This window comes from Gordonia sp. (in: high G+C Gram-positive bacteria), from assembly GCF_052106715.1.
Taxonomy (GTDB): Bacteria; Actinomycetota; Actinomycetes; order Mycobacteriales; family Mycobacteriaceae; genus Gordonia.
The window spans coordinates 129,050-146,325 of sequence record NZ_JBQEDL010000002.1 but is presented as its reverse complement, the minus strand read 5'-3'; the positions used below and the strand labels follow the sequence as shown (position 1 = coordinate 146,325).

Here is a 17,276-nt window from a genome sequence, read left to right as displayed (position 1 = left end):
TCAAAGTGTGAGCAACCCCGAGCTGAGCAACGCCCTGCCCAAAACCTGGGATCCGTCCGAGCACGAATCGGCCCTGTACCAGGGGTGGGTAGACGCCGGATACTTCCGTGCGGACGCGTCGTCCGACAAGCCCGGCTACTCGATCGTGCTGCCGCCGCCCAACGTGACCGGCTCTTTGCACATGGGGCACGCACTCGATCACACGCTGATGGACACCCTGACTCGCCGTAAGCGGATGCAGGGATTCGAGGTCCTGTGGCTGCCTGGCATGGACCATGCGGGCATCGCGACGCAGACTATCGTCGAGAAGCAGCTCGCCGACGAGGGAACCAGCCGCCACGACCTCGGCCGGGAGAAGTTCATCGAACGAGTCTGGCAGTGGAAAGCTGAGTCCGGCGGCACCATCCAAGGCCAGATGCGACGTCTAGGTGACGGTGTGGACTGGGATCGCGACCGCTTCACTATGGACGACGGTCTCTCGCGCGCCGTGCACACCGTCTTCAAGAAGATGTACGACGACGGTCTGATCTACCGCGCCGAGCGACTGGTCAACTGGTCGCCTGCGCAGCAGACCGCGATCTCCGACATCGAGGTCAAGTATCAGGATGTCGCGGGCGAACTCGTGTCGTTCCGCTACGGCTCGATGGACGACGCGCAGCCGCACATCGTGGTGGCCACCACCCGTATGGAGACGATGCTCGGCGACACCGCGATCGCCGTCCACCCCGACGACGCCCGTTACGCAGACTTGATCGGCGTGGAGCTCGACCACCCGTTCCTCGACCGCACGATCCCGGTCGTCGCCGACGACTACGTCGATCCCGAATTCGGTTCCGGTGCAGTCAAGATCACGCCTGCGCACGACCCGAACGACTTCGCGATCGGGCAGCGCCACAAGCTGCCGATGATCACGATCATGGATAAGACGGCCGTCATCGAGGGCACCGGAACACAGTTCGACGGCCTCGACCGGTTTGCTGCCAGGGTCGCCGTGCGCGAGGCGCTCGCCGAGCAGGGGCGGATCGTCAAAGAGGTGCGGCCGTACGTGCACAGCGTCGGCCACTCCGAGCGTGCAGGCGAGCCGGTGGAGCCGCGCCTGTCCATGCAGTGGTGGGTCGACGTCCGCTCGCTCGCGGCGGCCGCGGGCGACGCGGTCCGTGGCGGCGACACCGTCATCCATCCCAAGAGCCAGGAACCGCGGTGGTTCGCCTGGGTCGACGACATGCACGACTGGACGATCTCCCGTCAGCTCTGGTGGGGGCACCGCATCCCGGTCTGGTACGGCCCGGACGGACAGATCGAATGCTTCGGTCCGGACGAGAGCGTCCCCGAAGGGTGGGAACGCGACCCCGACGTCCTCGACACCTGGTTCTCGTCGGGTCTGTGGCCGTTCTCGACCATGGGGTGGCCCGAGCAGACTCCCGAACTGGACAAGTTCTACCCGACATCGGTCCTGGTCACTGGTTACGACATCCTGTTCTTCTGGGTCGCCCGCATGATGATGTTCGGCACATACGTCGGCGGACTCGACATCGCCGGACTCAAGGATCGTTCGGCGCGAGTGCCGTTCACCGACGTCTTCCTGCACGGCCTGGTCCGCGACGAGCACGGCTCCAAGATGAGTAAGTCGAAGGGCAACGGCATCGATCCGCTCGACTGGGTGGAACGTTTCGGCGCCGACGCGCTCCGTTTCACGCTGGCGCGCGGTGCGAACCCGGGCAGCGATATCTCGGTCGGCGAATCGCATGCGCAGAGCTCGCGCAACTTCGCGACCAAACTGTTCAACGCGACCAAGTTCGCGCTGATGAACGGCGCACGGGTTCCCTCCTCGGATGACGTCTTGGACGTCGAGAAGCTGACGATCTCCGACCGTTGGATACTCGGTCGTCTCGACGAGGTCCTCGCCGACGTCGACACGGGTTTCGAGACCTACGAGTTCTCGAAGGCGTGTGAAGCGCTGTACCACTTCGCGTGGGACGAGGTCTGCGACTGGTACCTGGAGTTGTCGAAGGTTCAGGTGGCCGAGGGCGGCGAACGCGCCGAGAGGACCGCACTCGTGCTGGGCACCGTCCTGGACAAGTTGCTGCGCGCACTGAGCCCGGTGATGCCGTTCGTCACCGAAGTCCTGTGGAAGGCGTTGACTGGCGGCGAGTCGGTCGTGATCGCCCACTGGCCTGCCTCCTCGGAGCAGCCGGCCGATTCGGCGGCCGCTCAGCGCATCGACGACCTGCAGAAGCTCGTCACCGAAGTGCGACGATTCCGCAGCGACCAGGGTCTCAAGCCAGGTCAGCGTGTCGCCGCCGTCGTCGACGGCCTCGACGAGCTCGGTCTCGCCGAGCTCCGCGGCCAGCTCGACTCGCTCGCCCGACTCGAAGCGGCGGACGACGGGTTCACGGCGACGGCCACCATCGAGGTGCGTTTGTCGACGGGAACGGCGAGCGTCGCCATCGACACGTCCGGCACCGTGGACGTGGACGCCGAGCGCAAGCGCGCCGCCAAGGATCTGGCAGCTGCGGAGAAGGAACTGGCGGGCACCACCGGCAAGCTCGGCAACGAGCAGTTCCTGTCGAAGGCTCCGGATGCGGTTGTCGAGAAGATCAAGGCCCGCCGCGACCTGGCGGAGGCCGACGTCGCGCGTCTCAAGGCCAAACTCGAAGCGCTGGGCTCCTGATGGCCGCTTCGCAGGCAGGCTCCGAATCGTCGTCGGACCTCGCCGAACTCGCGGCGGTCGAAGCCGAACTCGACACCCGGTGGCCCGAGACGAAGATCGAGCCGTCGCTCACGCGCATCGTTGCGCTGCTTGAGCTCCTCGGGAACCCGCAGCACGCGTACCCGTCGATCCACATCGCGGGGACCAACGGTAAGACATCGGTCACCCGGATGATCGACGCGCTTCTACAGGCGTTTCACCGGCGGGCCGGCCGCATCACCAGCCCGCACCTGCAGTTGGCGACCGAACGGATCGCGATCGACGGCGCGCCGATCAGTCCGCGGCTCTACATCGACACCTACCGCGAGTTGGAGCCGTTCATCACGATGGTCGACGACTCGTCGACTGCCCAGGGCGGCCCTCGGATGAGTAAATTCGAGGTACTCACCGCGATGGCGTACGCCGCTTTCGCGGAGGCGCCCATCGAAGTGGCCGTCGTGGAGACCGGGATGGGCGGACGCTGGGACGCTACCAATGTGATTGATTCCCAGGTCGCGGTCATCACGCCGATCGCGATGGACCACGCCGACTACCTCGGCGAAACGCTCACCGCGATCGCCGGGGAGAAGGCAGGCATCATCAAACCGGGCCCGTCGGACGCGATCGTCCCGGCCGACCCGGTGACGATCATCGGACCTCAGGAACCCGAAGTAGCCGACGTCCTGCTCCGTGCGAGCGTTGATGCGGGCACGATCGTGGCCCGCCAGAACTCGGAGTTCAGCGTGGTGTCCTCGGCGACTGCCGTCGGCGGGCAGCTCCTGACCATCCAAGGGCTCGGCGGCGTGTACGACGAGGTGTTCCTCCCGCTGCACGGCGCGCACCAGGCGCAGAACGCGGCGCTCGCCCTTGCGGCCGTGGAAGCATTCTTCGGCGCAGGCGTCGACCGTCGACTCGACGTCGACGCCGTCCGCGAAGCGTTCGCCGGCGTCACGACACCGGGCCGATTGGAGCGCCTGCGCAATGCGCCGAGCGTCTTCATCGACGCGGCTCACAATCCGCACGGGGCGAAGGCCCTCGCTCGGGCGCTGATGTCGGAGTTCGACTTCCGCCGCCTCGTCGGCGTCGTCGGCGTGCTCGGTGACAAGGACGTCCGCGGACTCCTCACCGAACTCGAACCGGTCCTGGACTCCGTCGTCCTCACGAACAACGGCTCACCACGCGCCCTCGACACCGAGACGCTCGCGGACATCGCCCGCCCGATCTTCGGTGACGAACGCGTCGAGGCTGTGCCATTCCTGCCGGACGCCGTCGAACGCGCCATCGCGCTCGCCGAGGACAACGAGGCCGGGTCGGTGTCCGGAGCGGGCGTCGTCATCACCGGGTCGGTCGTCACCGCGGGTGCGGGTCGCACCCTTTTCGGGAAGGACCCGTCATGACCGGGAATCTGCCGCCGGGAATCAATCCGCCTGCCACCGATCCGTGGAAGGGGTTCCGCGGGGTGATGGCTGGAACGCTGATTCTCGAAGTGATCATCGTCCTTCTCGCGTTCCCTATTGTTGCGAAGATCGGGGGAGGTCTCTCGTGGGGCTCGGGACTGTTCCTCGGCGCGCTGACGCTCGCGTTCATCGTGCTCTCCGGGATGTGTTCGCGCCCGTGGGCGCTGCCGACGATCCTCGTGTTGCAACTGGTGCTCATCGCAGGCGGGCTGTTCCACTGGTCACTCGCGGTGATCGGTGTGATCTTTCTTTGTGTCTGGGTCTACATCGCGTACATTCGACGCGACGTCGCACGACGGATCGAACACGGCCTGCTTCCGAGCCAACGCCTGGACTGACTCCTCGAGCGCGGCGTCGTCTGATCGAAGGAGAACCCTCGACTACACTCGGTGGTTCGACGACCTCGCTGCCGCGAGAGACAGGTGCGCTCAATGGGATTTCGGTACGACGGCAACCACCGCGGGGGCAGCTATCGCCCGATCGCGCGGTTCGCGCTCCTCGCCGTAGCAGCTGGAGCGGCGACCACGCTGTTCGGAGCGCCCGCACATGCCGATACGAGCCGGACCGTCGGACCGTCCAGCTCTGCGCCGTCGACCAGCACACAGTCGACCAGCATGCCGTCAACCAGTACGCCGTCGATCGAGGACCAGGCGAACAAGCCGGGTGTTCCGCAGCCCGTCGCCGAAGGATCGTTCGGGTACATCGCGACGCCGAGCGCCACCCGGTGGATGGCCGAGCGCCAGCCGGAGAACATCATCGCGAACCTGCCCGTCGGGCACCGTGAGGACAACCGGGCGATGGCCGGCGTCCTGGGTGGCCAGTTGGACGCCGCGGTCGCCGAGCGCGGGGCCTGCGTGCAGGTGATCGTCGGAGGCCCGCGTGACGGCGGTCTGTTCACGTACGGCTTCTACGCCGTGGAACCGGAGTACTGCCCCCGGTGACGTGAGTTCTGCACCCCGCGCCCGTTAGAGTGTGCTGGTGACTGAACAGACTCTCGTACTCATCAAGCCCGACGGTGTGCAGCGCGGTGTCATCGGTGACGTGATCTCCCGCATCGAGCGCAAAGGCCTCACCCTGGCCGCTCTCGAACTGCGGACGGTCACCACCGAGATCGCCTCCGAGCACTACGCCGAACACGCCGAGCGCCCGTTCTTCGGGTCACTCTTGGAATTCATCACTTCCGGACCGGTCGTCGCGGCCGTCGTCGAGGGGCCGCGCGCCATTGCAGCGTTCCGCCAACTCGCGGGCGGAACCGATCCCGTCGAGAAGGCTGTCCCCGGCACGATCCGCGGGGATCTCGGATTGGAGACCCAGTTCAATCTCGTCCACGGGTCAGACTCGCCGGAGTCGGCCGCACGGGAGATTGAACTCTGGTTTCCGACCCTGAACTCCTGAAATATCCCCTGCGTCGCGGCGCGTGAGGGCCAGTTTTCCAATGCTGTGCGGGTACTGCCCCGTGTATGTGGGATACTTGAACGGGCCCGCGGAGTCACACTTTGACTTCGAGGGCTCGACGGAACGCTAGCGACCCGCCCGCCATCGGTTGCACCCCACAGGGTCCGGGTGAGCGGTGGTCGCTTGGGAACCGTTACAGCAAGGCGTTGAAGTTCAAGCGCGAAGACCACACAACACCCGGTCGCACGACGACCGGCACACATTGGGAAGGCCCTCGCGTGGCCGCGTCGTACAGCTCTTTCGACGCGCCCGGGGGTCTCAAGGAGACCACGTGACCGATAACGGGTCGCCGGTGAACGCCGATTCGGCGCATCTCACGGCGGAAGAACTTCCCCTTCGACTCCGCGTGCACGCACTCGCCCGACTGCTGGGTTCCACCAGCCGGGACGTGTTGGGGCACCTCGGAGAGCTGGGAGTGACGGCGCGCACCGCGCAGTCGTCGATCTCGCGCGACGACGCCATGCGTGTCGCAGCGCGCTTCGGTGCGGTTGCACCGGACACAACTGAGCCTGCGGCGCAAGCGCCGTCGGAACCGGAGTCCGCGCCGGAACCGGAGTCGGACGGGCCGTCGTTGTTCTCGGCGGTTGAGGTCGTCGAGCCGTCGGCATCGGAGTCCGCGGCCGACGTCGCGGCTCCGCTGTTCCTGGCTGCAGAGCCGGACTCGAAGGGGACGAAGAGCAAAGCCGTCGCCGCGAAGCGCGACGAGAGCGCCGGGGACGAGTCAGCGTCAGCGTCGACGAAGTCCGCGGAAGGCGAGACTGCCGACGCGAACGCCGACCGCAAGAAATCGGCGAAGAAGGGCACCGCCAAGAAGTCCAGCGAGAGCGCACCTACTGCGACTGTCGACAATTCCGCGCAGGCGGAGGACGTCACCCCGGACGAGAACACCGAGAACGGGGACGACACCGACGGGGACAACAACGCAGGGAGCGACAACGCCGAGGGGTCGAATACCGAGTCGAGGTCGCGCCGCAGGCGCCGCGGTCGTCGCGGACGTGGTCGCGGACGCGGCGATCAGGCCGAGGACGCCGACGGTCAGACCGACACCGACACCGACACCGAGTCCGCTGACGCGACCAGTTCGTCTGCCGACGACAGCGCAGACGCGAAGAACGCCGCTAAGAAGAACGACGGCGGCAAGAACCGCGGCGGCAAAGACGGTGGCGAGGGCAAGCACGCTGACGGAAAGCACGCCGAGAACAAGAGTTCAGACGCCAGAAGCGCTGACGACAAGAACTCAGAGAACAAAAACTCAGAGAACAAGAACACCGACGAGGATTCGTCGGAGGACACGTCCGACGGTGACTCGGACGACGATTCGACGCCGACCAGCAAGCGTCGTAGGCGTCGTCGCCGTCGTCGTGGCACCGGCGAAGGCGACGATGCGACGCCGGCCGACGATCCGCCGAACACCGTGGTCCACGAGCGGGAGCCGCGCACCAAGCGCGTCCGTGACGAGGTACAGGGCATCTCCGGTTCCACTCGTCTCGAGGCCAAGCGTCAGCGCCGGCGGGACGGCCGGGACGCCGGGCGCCGTCGTCCGCCGATCCTCACCGAGTCGGAGTTCCTGGCACGGCGCGAGTCGGTCGAGCGGGTCATGGTGGTCCGTGAGCGCCGCGCGAACGGCGCGGTCTCCTCGCACGAGGCGCACGCCGCGCCCACCGAGGACTACACGCAGGTCGCAGTCCTCGAAGACGGCGTCCTCGTGGAGCACTTCGTCACAACGGAGACGTCGCAGTCGATGGTGGGCAACATCTACCTCGGTCGCGTTCAGAACGTGCTGCCCGGCATGGAGGCGGCATTCGTCGACATCGGTCGGGGTCGCAACGGCGTCCTGTACGCGGGCGAGGTCAACTGGGAGGCAGCCGGACTCGACGGCCGCTCCCGGAAGATCGAGCAGGCACTCAAACCGGGCGACAGTGTGCTCGTCCAGGTCAGCAAGGACCCGGTCGGTCACAAGGGCGCACGCCTGACGACCCAGATCTCACTCGCGGGCCGCTACCTGGTGTACGTGCCGGGCGGGTCGTCGACCGGTATCAGTCGGAAGCTTCCGGACACCGAACGCAAGAGACTCAAGCAGATCCTGTCCAAGGTTGTGCCGGATGGCGCCGGTGTCATCATCCGCACCGCGTCCGAGGGCGTCAGCGAATCCGAACTCGCGGCAGACGTCGCGCGTCTGGAGTCGCAGTGGAAGACCATCGACGTGGCAGCGACCGAACACAAGGAAAAGGGGTCGGGCACTACTCGTGCGCTGTACGAGGAGCCGGACCTGTTGGTCCGCGTGGTCCGCGACCTGTTCAACGAGGACTTCACCAAGCTCGTCGTCGAAGGCGACAAGTCGTGGAAGCTCGTCTCCGGATACGTCCGTGACGTCGCGCCCGATCTGTTCGACCGGGTCGAGGAGTTCACCAAGGCGCACGCCGACGCTCCCGACTCGTTCGCTGTGCATCGCATCGACGAGCAACTAGCGAAGGCGCTCGACCGCAAGGTGTGGTTGCCCTCCGGCGGCACGCTGATCATCGAGCACACCGAGGCGATGACCGTCGTCGACGTCAACACCGGCAAGTTCACCGGGTCGGGCGGCAACCTCGAAGAGACCGTCACGCGCAACAACCTGGAGGCGGCCGAGGAGATCGTCCGCCAGATGCGTCTGCGCGACATCGGCGGAATGATCGTCGTCGACTTCATCGACATGGTGCTCGAGAGTAACCGGGATCTGGTCCTGCGGCGCCTCACCGAGGCGCTCGGTCGGGATCGGACTCGCCATCAGGTGTCTGAGGTCACGTCGCTCGGACTCGTTCAGATGACGCGTAAGCGTCTCGGCACCGGTCTGCTCGAAGCGTTCTCGACGACCTGCACCGCGTGCGCGGGGCGCGGCGTCATCGTGCACGCCAACCCCGTGGAGGTCCGTCCGTCCGACGACGGTTCCCGATCGGATTCCAGCGGCAGGCGTTCGCGACGTAAGAAGGGCGGCAACAACGCTCGCACGGAGTCGCCGGGCCCGCAGACGTCAGAGCAGCCGAAGGAGGCGCCGCACAAGCCTGCGGCCGAGCATCCGCTGTTCCGAGCGATGGCCCACCACGACGACGATGTCGAGCAGAAGGACCCGGTGGCCAAGGACACGGGCGACAGCGACTCGCACAATGCGAACTCGGGTAACGAGAACACGGGCGACAGCGACTCGCGGGCCAAGCGTTCGCGTGGCAAGAAGGCAGACGGCAAGAATGAATCCGCGAGTAGTCCGGTCGTCGAGGCCGCGCCGGAGCCGCCGCGCGCTACCGTTCCTGCTCCTGAACCCGTCGCTCCCGCGACGACGGTGACGCGACGGCGTCGGGCGGTGCGGCGCACGTCGGCTCCGACGGCATTCGCGCCGGAACCGATCACGGTGACGACGGACGATCCCGTCACAACGGTCGCTGCGCAGACCGCTGAGCCGGTCGTCGCAGTGACCCGGACACCGCGCAGGCGGACCGGGCGACGGGCGGCGGGGCCTCCGCCGTCGGGCGAGTGACCGCGGCCGCGGGGCACGCATCGACGCGCTGTCGATGAGTTTGACCCGATAGGCTGCGGTCCCGTAGCCTTGACAAGTCGCCTTCCGCAGACGCGCGCTGACGTGCGCGCATGGCGCGGAAGCTGCTTCGAGGGTTCTCGGAGCTGCAGCACACCAAAGATTCGCTGATGAGCAGGACTGGCCTGCGGATTCGGCCCTATGAGACGAGTAAGAGGACAGCGGGAATGGCAACGTACGCGATCGTCAAGACCGGCGGTAAGCAGTACAAGGTCGCCGAGGGCGACATTGTGAAGGTCGAGAAGATCGACGCCGAGCAGGGCAGCACCGTGTCGCTGCCCGTGGCGCTGATCGTCGACGGTGCGAACCTCACCACCGATGCTGACAAGCTGGAAAGCAAGTCGGTCGACGCCGAGATCCTCGAGCACGTGAAGGGCCCGAAGATCCGCATCCACAAGTTCAAGAACAAGACCGGCTACCACAAGCGCCAGGGTCACCGTCAGAACCTGACGGTCCTCAAGGTCACCGGTATCAAGTAGTAGCTCTCACTATTTCTTAGTTCCCAGGAGGAATGAACCATGGCACACAAGAAGGGTGCATCCAGCTCGCGCAACGGTCGCGATTCGAATGCTCAGCGACTCGGCGTCAAGCGCTTCGGCGGCCAGGTCGTCAGCGCCGGTGAGATCCTGATTCGCCAGCGCGGCACCAAGTTCCACCCCGGCGTTGGCGTCGGACGCGGTGGCGACGACACGCTGTTCGCTCTCGAAGCGGGCGCGGTGGAGTTCGGCACCAAGCGCGGACGCAAGACTGTGAACATCGTTCCGGAGCCGACCTCGGTCTGACGACCCGGTCGAACTGGTAACAACTCAGCTCTGCAGCAGGGCGGGTCAGGGTCATCGAGAACCCCGACCCGCCCTGCTTCGTTTTTCTGGCCCGTCCCGAATCGGGCCGCTCTAGATTCATCCTAGGAAGGAGACGCCGTGTCGCGCTTCGTCGACCGCGTCAAAATCGATGTCGTCGCCGGTAACGGCGGGCACGGCTGCTCGTCGGTTCACCGCGAGAAGTTCAAGCCGCTCGGCGGTCCCGACGGCGGCAACGGTGGGAACGGCGGCGACGTACGCCTCATCGTCAACCCTCAGGTGCACACGCTCCTCGACTTCCACTTCCGCCCGCATGCCCGCGGCGGCAGTGGTCGGCCCGGAGAGGGCGGGAACCGCAGCGGGGCCAACGGCGCCGAGCTAGTCCTCCCGGTGCCGGACGGTACCGTCGTCCTCGACGACAAGGGGGCGATCCTGGCGGACATGGTCGGTGAGGGCACCGAGTTCGTCGCCGCACAGGGCGGGCGCGGAGGTCTCGGGAACGCGGCGCTTGCGTCGAAGGCGCGGCGCGCTCCCGGCTTCGCGCTCCTCGGCGAGCCGGGGGAAGAGCGCGAACTCGTGCTCGAACTCAAGTCCGTCGCCGACGTCGGGCTCGTCGGCTTCCCGTCGGCGGGCAAGTCGTCGCTCGTGTCGGTGCTGTCCGCGGCGAAGCCGAAGATCGCCGACTACCCCTTCACGACGCTGACCCCGAACCTCGGAGTGGTCACAGCGGGCGCCGACGTGTTCACCGTCGCAGACGTCCCGGGCCTCATCCCGGGCGCTTCGCAGGGCCGTGGGCTCGGGTTGGAGTTCCTGCGGCACCTGGAACGGTGCGCAGTGCTCGCGCACGTCGTGGACTGCGCGACTCTCGACCCCGGACGCGACCCGTTGTCGGACATCGACGCTCTCGAAACCGAGCTCGCCGCCTACCAGCCCGCCCTCGACGCAGACCATTCACTCGGCGACCTCGCGAGCCGCCCACGGATCGTCGTCCTCAACAAGGTCGACGTCCCGGAGGCCGATGAGCTCGCTGAACTCGTCGAAGCCGATATCGCGGAGCGAGGCTGGCCGGTGTTCCGGATCTCCGCCGTCGCACACAAGGGACTGCAGGAGTTGACCTTCGCGCTCGCCGAGATGGTCCGCGAGTACCGCGCCGCACACGCCAAGCCCGTCGCGCGTCGTCAAGTGATTCGGCCCAAGGCCGTCGACCATGGCGAGTTCACCGTCGAGGCAGACCCGTCGATCGAAGGCGGGTTCATCGTCCGTGGTGCCCGACCCGAGCGATGGATCCGACAGACTCAGTTCGACAACGACGAGGCCGTCGGTTACCTCGCCGACCGACTCAACCGGCTCGGTGTCGAGGCCGCGCTCGTCAAGAAGGGCGCACAGCCCGGTGCTGGAGTCACGATTGCCGGCGTGACGTTCGACTGGGAGCCGACGACCCCGGGCATCGAACAGGTGCCGTTGACGGGCCGAGGAACCGACATCCGCCTCGACCGCACCGATCGTATCGGCGCAGCCGAACGCAAGATCGCCCGCGAGATGCGTCGTCGAAGCTCTGACGACGAGTCGCAGGAGGCCCTCGGTTGGGATGACGAGGCCTCCGAGGACGATGAGTGAGGTTCGCCGCGGCATAGCGTCCGCGCGCAGCATCGTCGTAAAGATCGGCTCATCCGCGGTCACCGACATCGCGACCGGTCTCGACCGGGATCGTCTTGACGCTCTCGTCGATGCTCTCGAAGGCCGCATGCGGTCCGGATCGGACGTGGTCGTCGTGTCGTCGGGGGCGATCGGCTCCGGGATCGCACCACTCGGTCTACGGAAACGACCCACCGACCTTGCGACCAAGCAGGCCGCAGCCAGTGTCGGCCAACTGGCGCTCGCACATGCATGGGGAACGTCGTTCGCCCGGTACGGGCGCGTGGTGGGACAGGTACTGTTGACCGCCGACGACTTCTCCGACCGGGCGCATCACGCGAATGCGCAGCGGACACTCGACCGCCTGCGCTCGTTGCACGCGGTGGCCGTCGTCAACGAGAACGACACGGTGGCAACCAACGAGATCCGATTCGGCGACAACGACCGACTCGCCGCACTCGTCGCACACCTCGTGAGTGCCGACGCGCTGGTGCTTCTGTCCGACGTCGACGGGTTGTACAGCGGCGACCCCCGCAGGCCGGGGCCGGACGGTACGCCTGCGCGCCTCATCGAGCAGGTCGACGGGCCGGACGATCTCGACGGCGTGATCGCCGGGTCGGGCGGAGCCCTCGGGACCGGCGGGATGGCCTCGAAGCTCGCTGCTGCCCGCCTCGCCTCCGACTCCGGTGTGCCGGTGCTGTTGGCATCGGCGTCTGACGCCGACCTCGCGCTGCGCCAGGCGACGGTCGGTACGGCGTTCGCGGCACGACCCGAGCGCTTGTCGGCGCGCCGATTCTGGGTGCGGCACGCTGCGCAGTCGCACGGCCGACTCGTTCTCGACGCCGGCGCGGTCACAGCAGTCTGTCTGCGGCGGCGTTCGCTTCTGGCCGCGGGTGTCGTCGCCGCGCACGGCGACTTCTCCAGTGGGGACGTCGTCGACCTCGTCGATCTCGCCGGGCGCGTTCGCGGACGGGGAGTGGTCGGGTACGACGCCGACGACATCGCACGGATGATCGGCAAGTCGACCGATGAGCTCCCATCAGATCTGCAGCGGCCGTTGATCCACGCAGATCATCTCGTGCCCGTGTAGGGATCTGGTTCGAACGACGAAAGAGCGCGTCGCTACCACTCGAAGGACAGTGGCTGCGACGCGCTCTTCGGTAGCGGCGTGTTCGCCGATCAGGCCCGGTGCTTGCCCGAAGCGTCCTCCACCGGCGGAACCTCCACCAGCGGGTAGACGCCGTCCGCATCGTGCACCTCGGTGCCGACGACGGGCGGGTTGAAGACGCACAGCATGCGCAGCTGGGTCTTCGCGGTGACGGTGTGGCGGTCGTACTTGTCCATCATGTACATGGTGCCCGCGGCGAGCGGGTACGTAGTGCCCGTCTCGCGGTCGAGCAGTTCGCCCTCGCCTTCGACGAGCCACACGGCCTCGATGTGGTTCGCGTAGTGGAACTCGTTGACCGAACCGGCCTTGATGGTGGTCTCGTGGAATGAGAAACCGACGCGGTCGCCGCCGAGCACGATGCGCTTGGAGACCCAGTTGCCCTTCGGGTCGGCGACCTCACGGTCGGTGCCGGTGATTTCTTGGGTGGTGCGAACGATCATCGGAGTACCTCCTCAACGGATGCGGTCAGAATGTCCATGCCCTGCTCGAGCTCGTCCTCGCTGAGGGTCAGGGGCGGCAGAAGCTTGATGACCTCGTCGGACGGTCCCGACGTCTCGGCCAGCATTCCGCTGCCGAACGCCTTGGCGCAGGCCTGGCCTGCCTTCTCGGCGTCTTCGAATGCGAGGCCCTGGATCATGCCGCGGCCACGACGCTTTATGCCTTCGTTGCGCTTGCACAGCTCCTCGAAGCGGTCGGCGATGCGCTGGCCCTTCACCTTGGTCTGCTCGGCGAAGGAGTCGTCCGACCAGTAGGTGTCGATAGCGGCCTTGGCGGTCACGAACGACGGGTTGTTTCCGCGGAACGTGCCATTGTGCTCGCCCGGCTCCCAGACGTCGAGTTCACGACGGCAGAGGGTCAGCGCCATCGGCAGGCCGTAGCCGCCGATCGACTTCGACAGCGTGACGATGTCCGGGGTGATGCCCGACTCCTCGAACGAGAAGAAGTCGCCGGTGCGGCCGCAGCCCATCTGCACGTCGTCGACGATCAGCAGCATGTCCTGGCGCTTGCACAGCTCAGCCAGGCCCTGCAACCACTCGGCCCGGGCGACGTTGACGCCGCCCTCGCCCTGAACGGTCTCGACGATGACGGCTGCGGGGTGATTGAGCCCGCTGCCCTCGTCGTTGAGGACTCGCTCGAACCAGCTGAAGTCCTCGTGGGCGCCGCCCATGTAGTTGTCGAACGGCATCGGGGTCGAGTGGACCAGCGGGATGCCCGCGCCGGCGCGCTTCATCGCATTACCGGTGACCGACAGCGAGCCGAGGGTCATACCGTGGAAAGCGTTAGTGAAGTTCACGATGGCTTCGCGGCCGGTGACCTTACGTGCCAGCTTCAGCGCGGACTCGACGGCGTTGGTGCCGGTCGGGCCGGGAAACTGGACAACGTAGTCCAGGTTTCGCGGAGCGAGGATTTTGTTTGCGAAAGCCTCGAGGAACTCGCCCTTGGCCACGGTGTTCATGTCGAGGCCGTGCGTGATGCCGTCACGCGAGATGTAGTCGATCAGTGCTTCCTTGAACTTCGGGTTGTTGTGCCCGTAGTTCAGTGCGCCTGCACCGGCGAAGAAGTCGAGGTAACGCTTGCCGTCGACGTCGGTGATCCAGCTTCCCTTGGCGGTGTCGAACATCGCCGGCCAGTTACGGCAGTAGGAGCGGACCTGGGATTCGTACGTGGTGAAGATGTCTTCAGTCACGGGGCTATTCTGCGTCGTCATTGTGTAGTTGTCCTAACAGTTTGTCGGCGTCGTGATTACTTGGACGCCGGCGAAAGCCGGTATAGATCTTCCGGCTCGTGTGAATCGCCGAAGAGTTCGGCCTTGAGGAAGGGCTCGCGAGTGAATTCCAGACCGAGCTCGCGGGCGACGCCCGCGAAGAGCGCTTGCGAGGCCTCGTTGTCGGGGCTGATCGTGGTGTGGATAGCTGTCACGCCCGACCCGGCGTTGCGCTTGAACAGCTCGCGCAGCATGGTTCCGGCGATCCGCTTGCCCCGCTGATCGGAGTCGACCGCGACCTGCCACACCATCTGTGCGTGATCGGCCTGCGGTCGGCGGTATCCGGTAACGAAGCCTACGACCCTTCCCTCTACTTCGGCGACGATGGAGGTGTCGGAGAAGTCTGCGCCCCACAACACGTAGGCGTAACTCGAGTTCACGTCGAGTACCTGCGAGTCGCGAGCGATCTCCCACATTCTGATTCCATCGTCAACCCTCGGTCGCCGGTAGGCGACACCGTTGTCGTCGTTCAAATCGAACTGAGTCTCTGATTCCGGGTTCATGACGTGTTCAAGGTTAGCCAGCGGTCACATCGATGTCACACGATCGGCGCAGGAGGCCCGATAATGGCTGAGCTTTGTGCAGGCCAACCACCGAGTGTGCATTGAATCACACGAAAATGTCCGAAACACGTCGAGCGGACGGTTGTGACAGATCGACGAGCATGGGCAGGACCCACTCGCACCGATGGTCGATCTTGACTGTGGCGACATCGTCTCCGCGGGTGCGGCCCCTGTTCACGATGACGACTGGCTTGCCCGCTCGGGCCGCGTGTCGCACGAAACGTAGTCCGGACATGACGCTGAGAGAGGATCCCGCTACGAGCAATGCGTCGGCGTCGTCGACCATGGCGAACGCACGGTCGACGACCGGGCGCGGGACGCTCTCGCCGAAGTAGACGATGTCAGGCTTCAAGATCCCGCCGCATGCGGTGCAGTCGACGATTCTGAAATCGGACGTGTCATCGAGCATCGCGTCGGCGTCGGGCGCCACTTCGATGGCTCCGCGCCCGCGTGCCCGGTCGGCGAAGCCGGGGTTCGCTGCTTCCAGAGCCTGCGCGAGCAGGTGCCGCGACTGGGTATGTCCGCACGAGAGGCAAATAACCCGCCCGTACGAGCCGTGGAGGTCGAGCACCGGGCGGGAACCGGCTTTGAGGTGCAGCATGTCGACGTTCTGGGTGATGACTCCGGTCGCAGCGCCTGAACGCTGCAGATCGGCGATGGCGCGGTGGGCGGCGTTCGGCGTCGCGGAGTCCATGTGTCGCCACCCGAGGTGGTTGCGTGCCCAGTAGTGGCGGCGAAACTCGGGGGAGGAGAGGAACTGCTCGATCGTCATCGGACTGCGCGGGGTCGCGTCGGGACTGCGATAGTCGGGGATACCCGACGGCGTCGACACTCCGGCTCCGGTGAGGACGACGGTCCGCCGCCCGTCCAGCACGCGGGCCGCGATATTCGCGCGTTCGAACGGGTCTGCGTCGGCAACGGTCGGGGCTGCCGGTGTCCAAGCCGTGACGCGCGTTCGCATGCTCCGAGGATACGATGGTTCACCGATATGACCAGGATCATCGCCGGAGAGTTCCGCGGGCGCCGTCTGAGCGTGCCTGCCGACACCACCCGACCCACGTCTGACCGCGTCCGCGAGGCGGTCTTCTCGATGCTCGGCGCACGCACGGATCTCGAAGGCGCCCAGGTTGCCGACCTGTATGCGGGAACCGGCGCGCTCGGTATAGAGGCGGTCTCGCGGGGTGCAGAATCATCTGTGCTCATCGAAGCCGACCACCGTGCGGCGAAGGTGATCGCAGACAATGTCGGTATATGTCGGGCCCAGCGTCGGGTGCGTGTGGTCGAGCGCAGCGTCGAATCCTTCCTCGCATCGACTGCGGGGCCGTTCGATCTCGTCTTCATCGACCCGCCCTACGACGTGGCGTCCGACGATGTCGCCGCGGTCCTGACGATGCTCCTGCCCGCGTTGGCGCAGGAGGCGTGGGTCGTGGTCGAACGAGGGTCCCGGACCGAAGCCGTGGAATTGCCCGCTGGACTCGAGGTGGTCGTGGACAAGAAGTACGGCGACTCGGTGGTCCATCTGCTGCAACGGGTAGATTCGCCGTCATGAGTGCTGCGGTGTGCCCCGGATCGTACGACCCGTTCACCCTCGGCCACCGGTTCGTCGTCGAGCGCACATCAGCTCGCTTCGACCGAGTCGTGGTCGCGGTGGTGGTGAACCCCAATAAGCAGGGGATGTTCTCGATCGACGAGCGGATCGACCTGATCCGCGCCGACTGTGCTGACCTACCCAACGTCGAGGTGCGGTCCTGGTCCGGTCTGCTCGTCGATCTGGTCCGCGACGACGACCTTCCGACCATCGTGAAAGGTCTGCGGTCGGCGACTGACTTCGCCTACGAGACGCCGATGGCGCAGATGAACCGGGAACTCGCCGACGCCGAGACGCTGTTCATGCTGACCGACCCCTCGTTCGCGCACGTCTCGAGTTCCCTGGTCAAGGAAGTCGCAAAGCTCGGCGGCGACGTCACCCCGTATCTCGCGCCGCACATCCACGCCGCGCTCCGCGGCAAGATCGATGGTGTCGCGAGCGTCTGACGGTTCCCGCAGCCTCACCTGCGTTTGCGCACCCGCGTCTGCGTCATCGCACCCTCGCTAACGTCGACGCACCCTCATTGCGTCTTAGCAGCCTCCGCCCAGGCTGCTAAGACGCAATGAGGGTGCGACGAAGTATCTCAGG

General features: G+C 66.2%; 16 protein-coding genes. 12 read left to right on the top strand and 4 right to left on the bottom strand.

The annotated features are described in order from the left end of the window. Window positions 1-7: 7 nt before the first annotated feature. From ACTIMF_RS01675 to proB, 10 genes are all read left to right on the top strand, one after another. Window positions 8-2,671: a valine--tRNA ligase gene (locus ACTIMF_RS01675; protein WP_442348532.1), complete on the top strand. Its 2,664-nt coding sequence runs from the start codon at window positions 8-10 to the stop codon at window positions 2,669-2,671. Next, complete coding sequence (gene folC / locus ACTIMF_RS01670) at window positions 2,671-4,086, top strand: bifunctional tetrahydrofolate synthase/dihydrofolate synthase (protein WP_442348531.1); 1,416 nt, start codon at window positions 2,671-2,673, stop codon at window positions 4,084-4,086. The genes ACTIMF_RS01675 and folC overlap by 1 nt, the downstream gene beginning before the upstream one ends. Beyond that, window positions 4,083-4,484 (top strand): DUF4233 domain-containing protein, encoded by a 402-nt coding sequence (locus ACTIMF_RS01665; RefSeq protein WP_442348530.1) that lies wholly within the window; start codon window positions 4,083-4,085, stop codon window positions 4,482-4,484. The genes folC and ACTIMF_RS01665 overlap by 4 nt, the downstream gene beginning before the upstream one ends. Before the next feature lie 93 nt (window positions 4,485-4,577). Next, on the top strand, window positions 4,578-5,087 hold the full coding sequence (locus ACTIMF_RS01660) for a hypothetical protein (protein ID WP_442348529.1): 510 nt from the start codon (window positions 4,578-4,580) through the stop codon (window positions 5,085-5,087). A gap of 37 nt (window positions 5,088-5,124) precedes the next feature. Continuing rightward, the gene (gene ndk / locus ACTIMF_RS01655; RefSeq protein WP_442348528.1) at window positions 5,125-5,541 is read left to right on the top strand and encodes a nucleoside-diphosphate kinase; all 417 of its coding nucleotides are present in this window, start codon (window positions 5,125-5,127) and stop codon (window positions 5,539-5,541) included. A gap of 331 nt (window positions 5,542-5,872) precedes the next feature. Further along, window positions 5,873-9,112 (top strand): translation initiation factor IF-2 N-terminal domain-containing protein, encoded by a 3,240-nt coding sequence (locus ACTIMF_RS01650; protein WP_442348527.1) that lies wholly within the window; start codon window positions 5,873-5,875, stop codon window positions 9,110-9,112. Window positions 9,113-9,336: 224 nt separating this feature from the next. Beyond that, window positions 9,337-9,648: a 50S ribosomal protein L21 gene (rplU, locus tag ACTIMF_RS01645; protein ID WP_442348526.1), complete on the top strand. Its 312-nt coding sequence runs from the start codon at window positions 9,337-9,339 to the stop codon at window positions 9,646-9,648. A 39-nt stretch (window positions 9,649-9,687) separates the two neighbouring features. Continuing rightward, window positions 9,688-9,951 carry a 50S ribosomal protein L27 gene (gene rpmA / locus ACTIMF_RS01640; RefSeq protein WP_442348525.1) on the top strand — a complete coding sequence of 88 codons (264 nt, stop codon included), beginning with the start codon at window positions 9,688-9,690 and terminating at the stop codon, window positions 9,949-9,951. 138 nt (window positions 9,952-10,089) lie between these two features. Then, a complete protein-coding gene (obgE, locus tag ACTIMF_RS01635; RefSeq protein ID WP_442348524.1) occupies window positions 10,090-11,586 on the top strand; it encodes a GTPase ObgE in 1,497 nt (498 codons plus the stop codon). Further along, window positions 11,579-12,694, top strand: coding sequence for a glutamate 5-kinase (gene proB / locus ACTIMF_RS01630; RefSeq protein WP_442348523.1), 1,116 nt, complete (start codon window positions 11,579-11,581; stop codon window positions 12,692-12,694). The genes obgE and proB overlap by 8 nt, the downstream gene beginning before the upstream one ends. A gap of 89 nt (window positions 12,695-12,783) precedes the next feature. On the opposite strand, the gene ACTIMF_RS01625 is transcribed toward proB, so the two are convergent. The 4 genes from ACTIMF_RS01625 to ACTIMF_RS01610 form a co-directional block, all read right to left on the bottom strand. Further along, the gene (locus ACTIMF_RS01625; protein ID WP_442348522.1) at window positions 12,784-13,212 is read right to left on the bottom strand and encodes an ectoine synthase; all 429 of its coding nucleotides are present in this window, start codon (window positions 13,210-13,212) and stop codon (window positions 12,784-12,786) included. Next, window positions 13,209-14,480: a diaminobutyrate--2-oxoglutarate transaminase gene (ectB, locus tag ACTIMF_RS01620; protein WP_442348521.1), complete on the bottom strand. Its 1,272-nt coding sequence runs from the start codon at window positions 14,478-14,480 to the stop codon at window positions 13,209-13,211. Before ectB ends, ACTIMF_RS01625 begins: the two co-directional genes overlap by 4 nt. Window positions 14,481-14,515: 35 nt before the next feature. After that, a complete protein-coding gene (gene ectA, locus ACTIMF_RS01615) occupies window positions 14,516-15,040 on the bottom strand; it encodes a diaminobutyrate acetyltransferase (RefSeq protein ID WP_237019009.1) in 525 nt (174 codons plus the stop codon). 106 nt (window positions 15,041-15,146) lie between these two features. Further along, window positions 15,147-16,061, bottom strand: coding sequence for an NAD-dependent protein deacetylase (locus ACTIMF_RS01610; protein ID WP_442348520.1), 915 nt, complete (start codon window positions 16,059-16,061; stop codon window positions 15,147-15,149). A gap of 27 nt (window positions 16,062-16,088) precedes the next feature. Between ACTIMF_RS01610 and rsmD the strand changes: the two genes are divergently transcribed. Both rsmD and coaD read left to right on the top strand, forming a co-directional pair. Beyond that, entirely contained in the window at window positions 16,089-16,649 is a 561-nt protein-coding gene (gene rsmD, locus ACTIMF_RS01605) for a 16S rRNA (guanine(966)-N(2))-methyltransferase RsmD (protein ID WP_442348519.1), read from the top strand. Beyond that, window positions 16,646-17,134, top strand: a complete 489-nt coding sequence (gene coaD, locus ACTIMF_RS01600) for a pantetheine-phosphate adenylyltransferase (protein WP_442348518.1) — start codon at window positions 16,646-16,648, stop codon at window positions 17,132-17,134. Before rsmD ends, coaD begins: the two co-directional genes overlap by 4 nt. Window positions 17,135-17,276: the final 142 nt, after the last annotated feature.

Excerpts from the sequence above, each read along its gene's own strand:
- ectB (WP_442348521.1), bottom strand. The coding sequence starts at position 14,480 with ATGACGACGCAGAATAGCCCCGTGACTGAAGACATCTTCACCACGTAC.
- rpmA (WP_442348525.1), top strand. The coding sequence starts at position 9,688 with ATGGCACACAAGAAGGGTGCATCCAGCTCGCGCAACGGTCGCGATTCG.
- ACTIMF_RS01610 (WP_442348520.1), bottom strand. The coding sequence starts at position 16,061 with ATGCGAACGCGCGTCACGGCTTGGACACCGGCAGCCCCGACCGTTGCC.
- proB (WP_442348523.1), top strand. The coding sequence starts at position 11,579 with ATGAGTGAGGTTCGCCGCGGCATAGCGTCCGCGCGCAGCATCGTCGTA.
- ACTIMF_RS01665 (WP_442348530.1), top strand. The coding sequence starts at position 4,083 with ATGACCGGGAATCTGCCGCCGGGAATCAATCCGCCTGCCACCGATCCG.
- rsmD (WP_442348519.1), top strand. The coding sequence starts at position 16,089 with ATGACCAGGATCATCGCCGGAGAGTTCCGCGGGCGCCGTCTGAGCGTG.
- folC (WP_442348531.1), top strand. The coding sequence starts at position 2,671 with ATGGCCGCTTCGCAGGCAGGCTCCGAATCGTCGTCGGACCTCGCCGAA.
- coaD (WP_442348518.1), top strand. The coding sequence starts at position 16,646 with ATGAGTGCTGCGGTGTGCCCCGGATCGTACGACCCGTTCACCCTCGGC.
- ACTIMF_RS01660 (WP_442348529.1), top strand. The coding sequence starts at position 4,578 with ATGGGATTTCGGTACGACGGCAACCACCGCGGGGGCAGCTATCGCCCG.
- ACTIMF_RS01625 (WP_442348522.1), bottom strand. The coding sequence starts at position 13,212 with ATGATCGTTCGCACCACCCAAGAAATCACCGGCACCGACCGTGAGGTC.
- ectA (WP_237019009.1), bottom strand. The coding sequence starts at position 15,040 with ATGAACCCGGAATCAGAGACTCAGTTCGATTTGAACGACGACAACGGT.
- rplU (WP_442348526.1), top strand. The coding sequence starts at position 9,337 with ATGGCAACGTACGCGATCGTCAAGACCGGCGGTAAGCAGTACAAGGTC.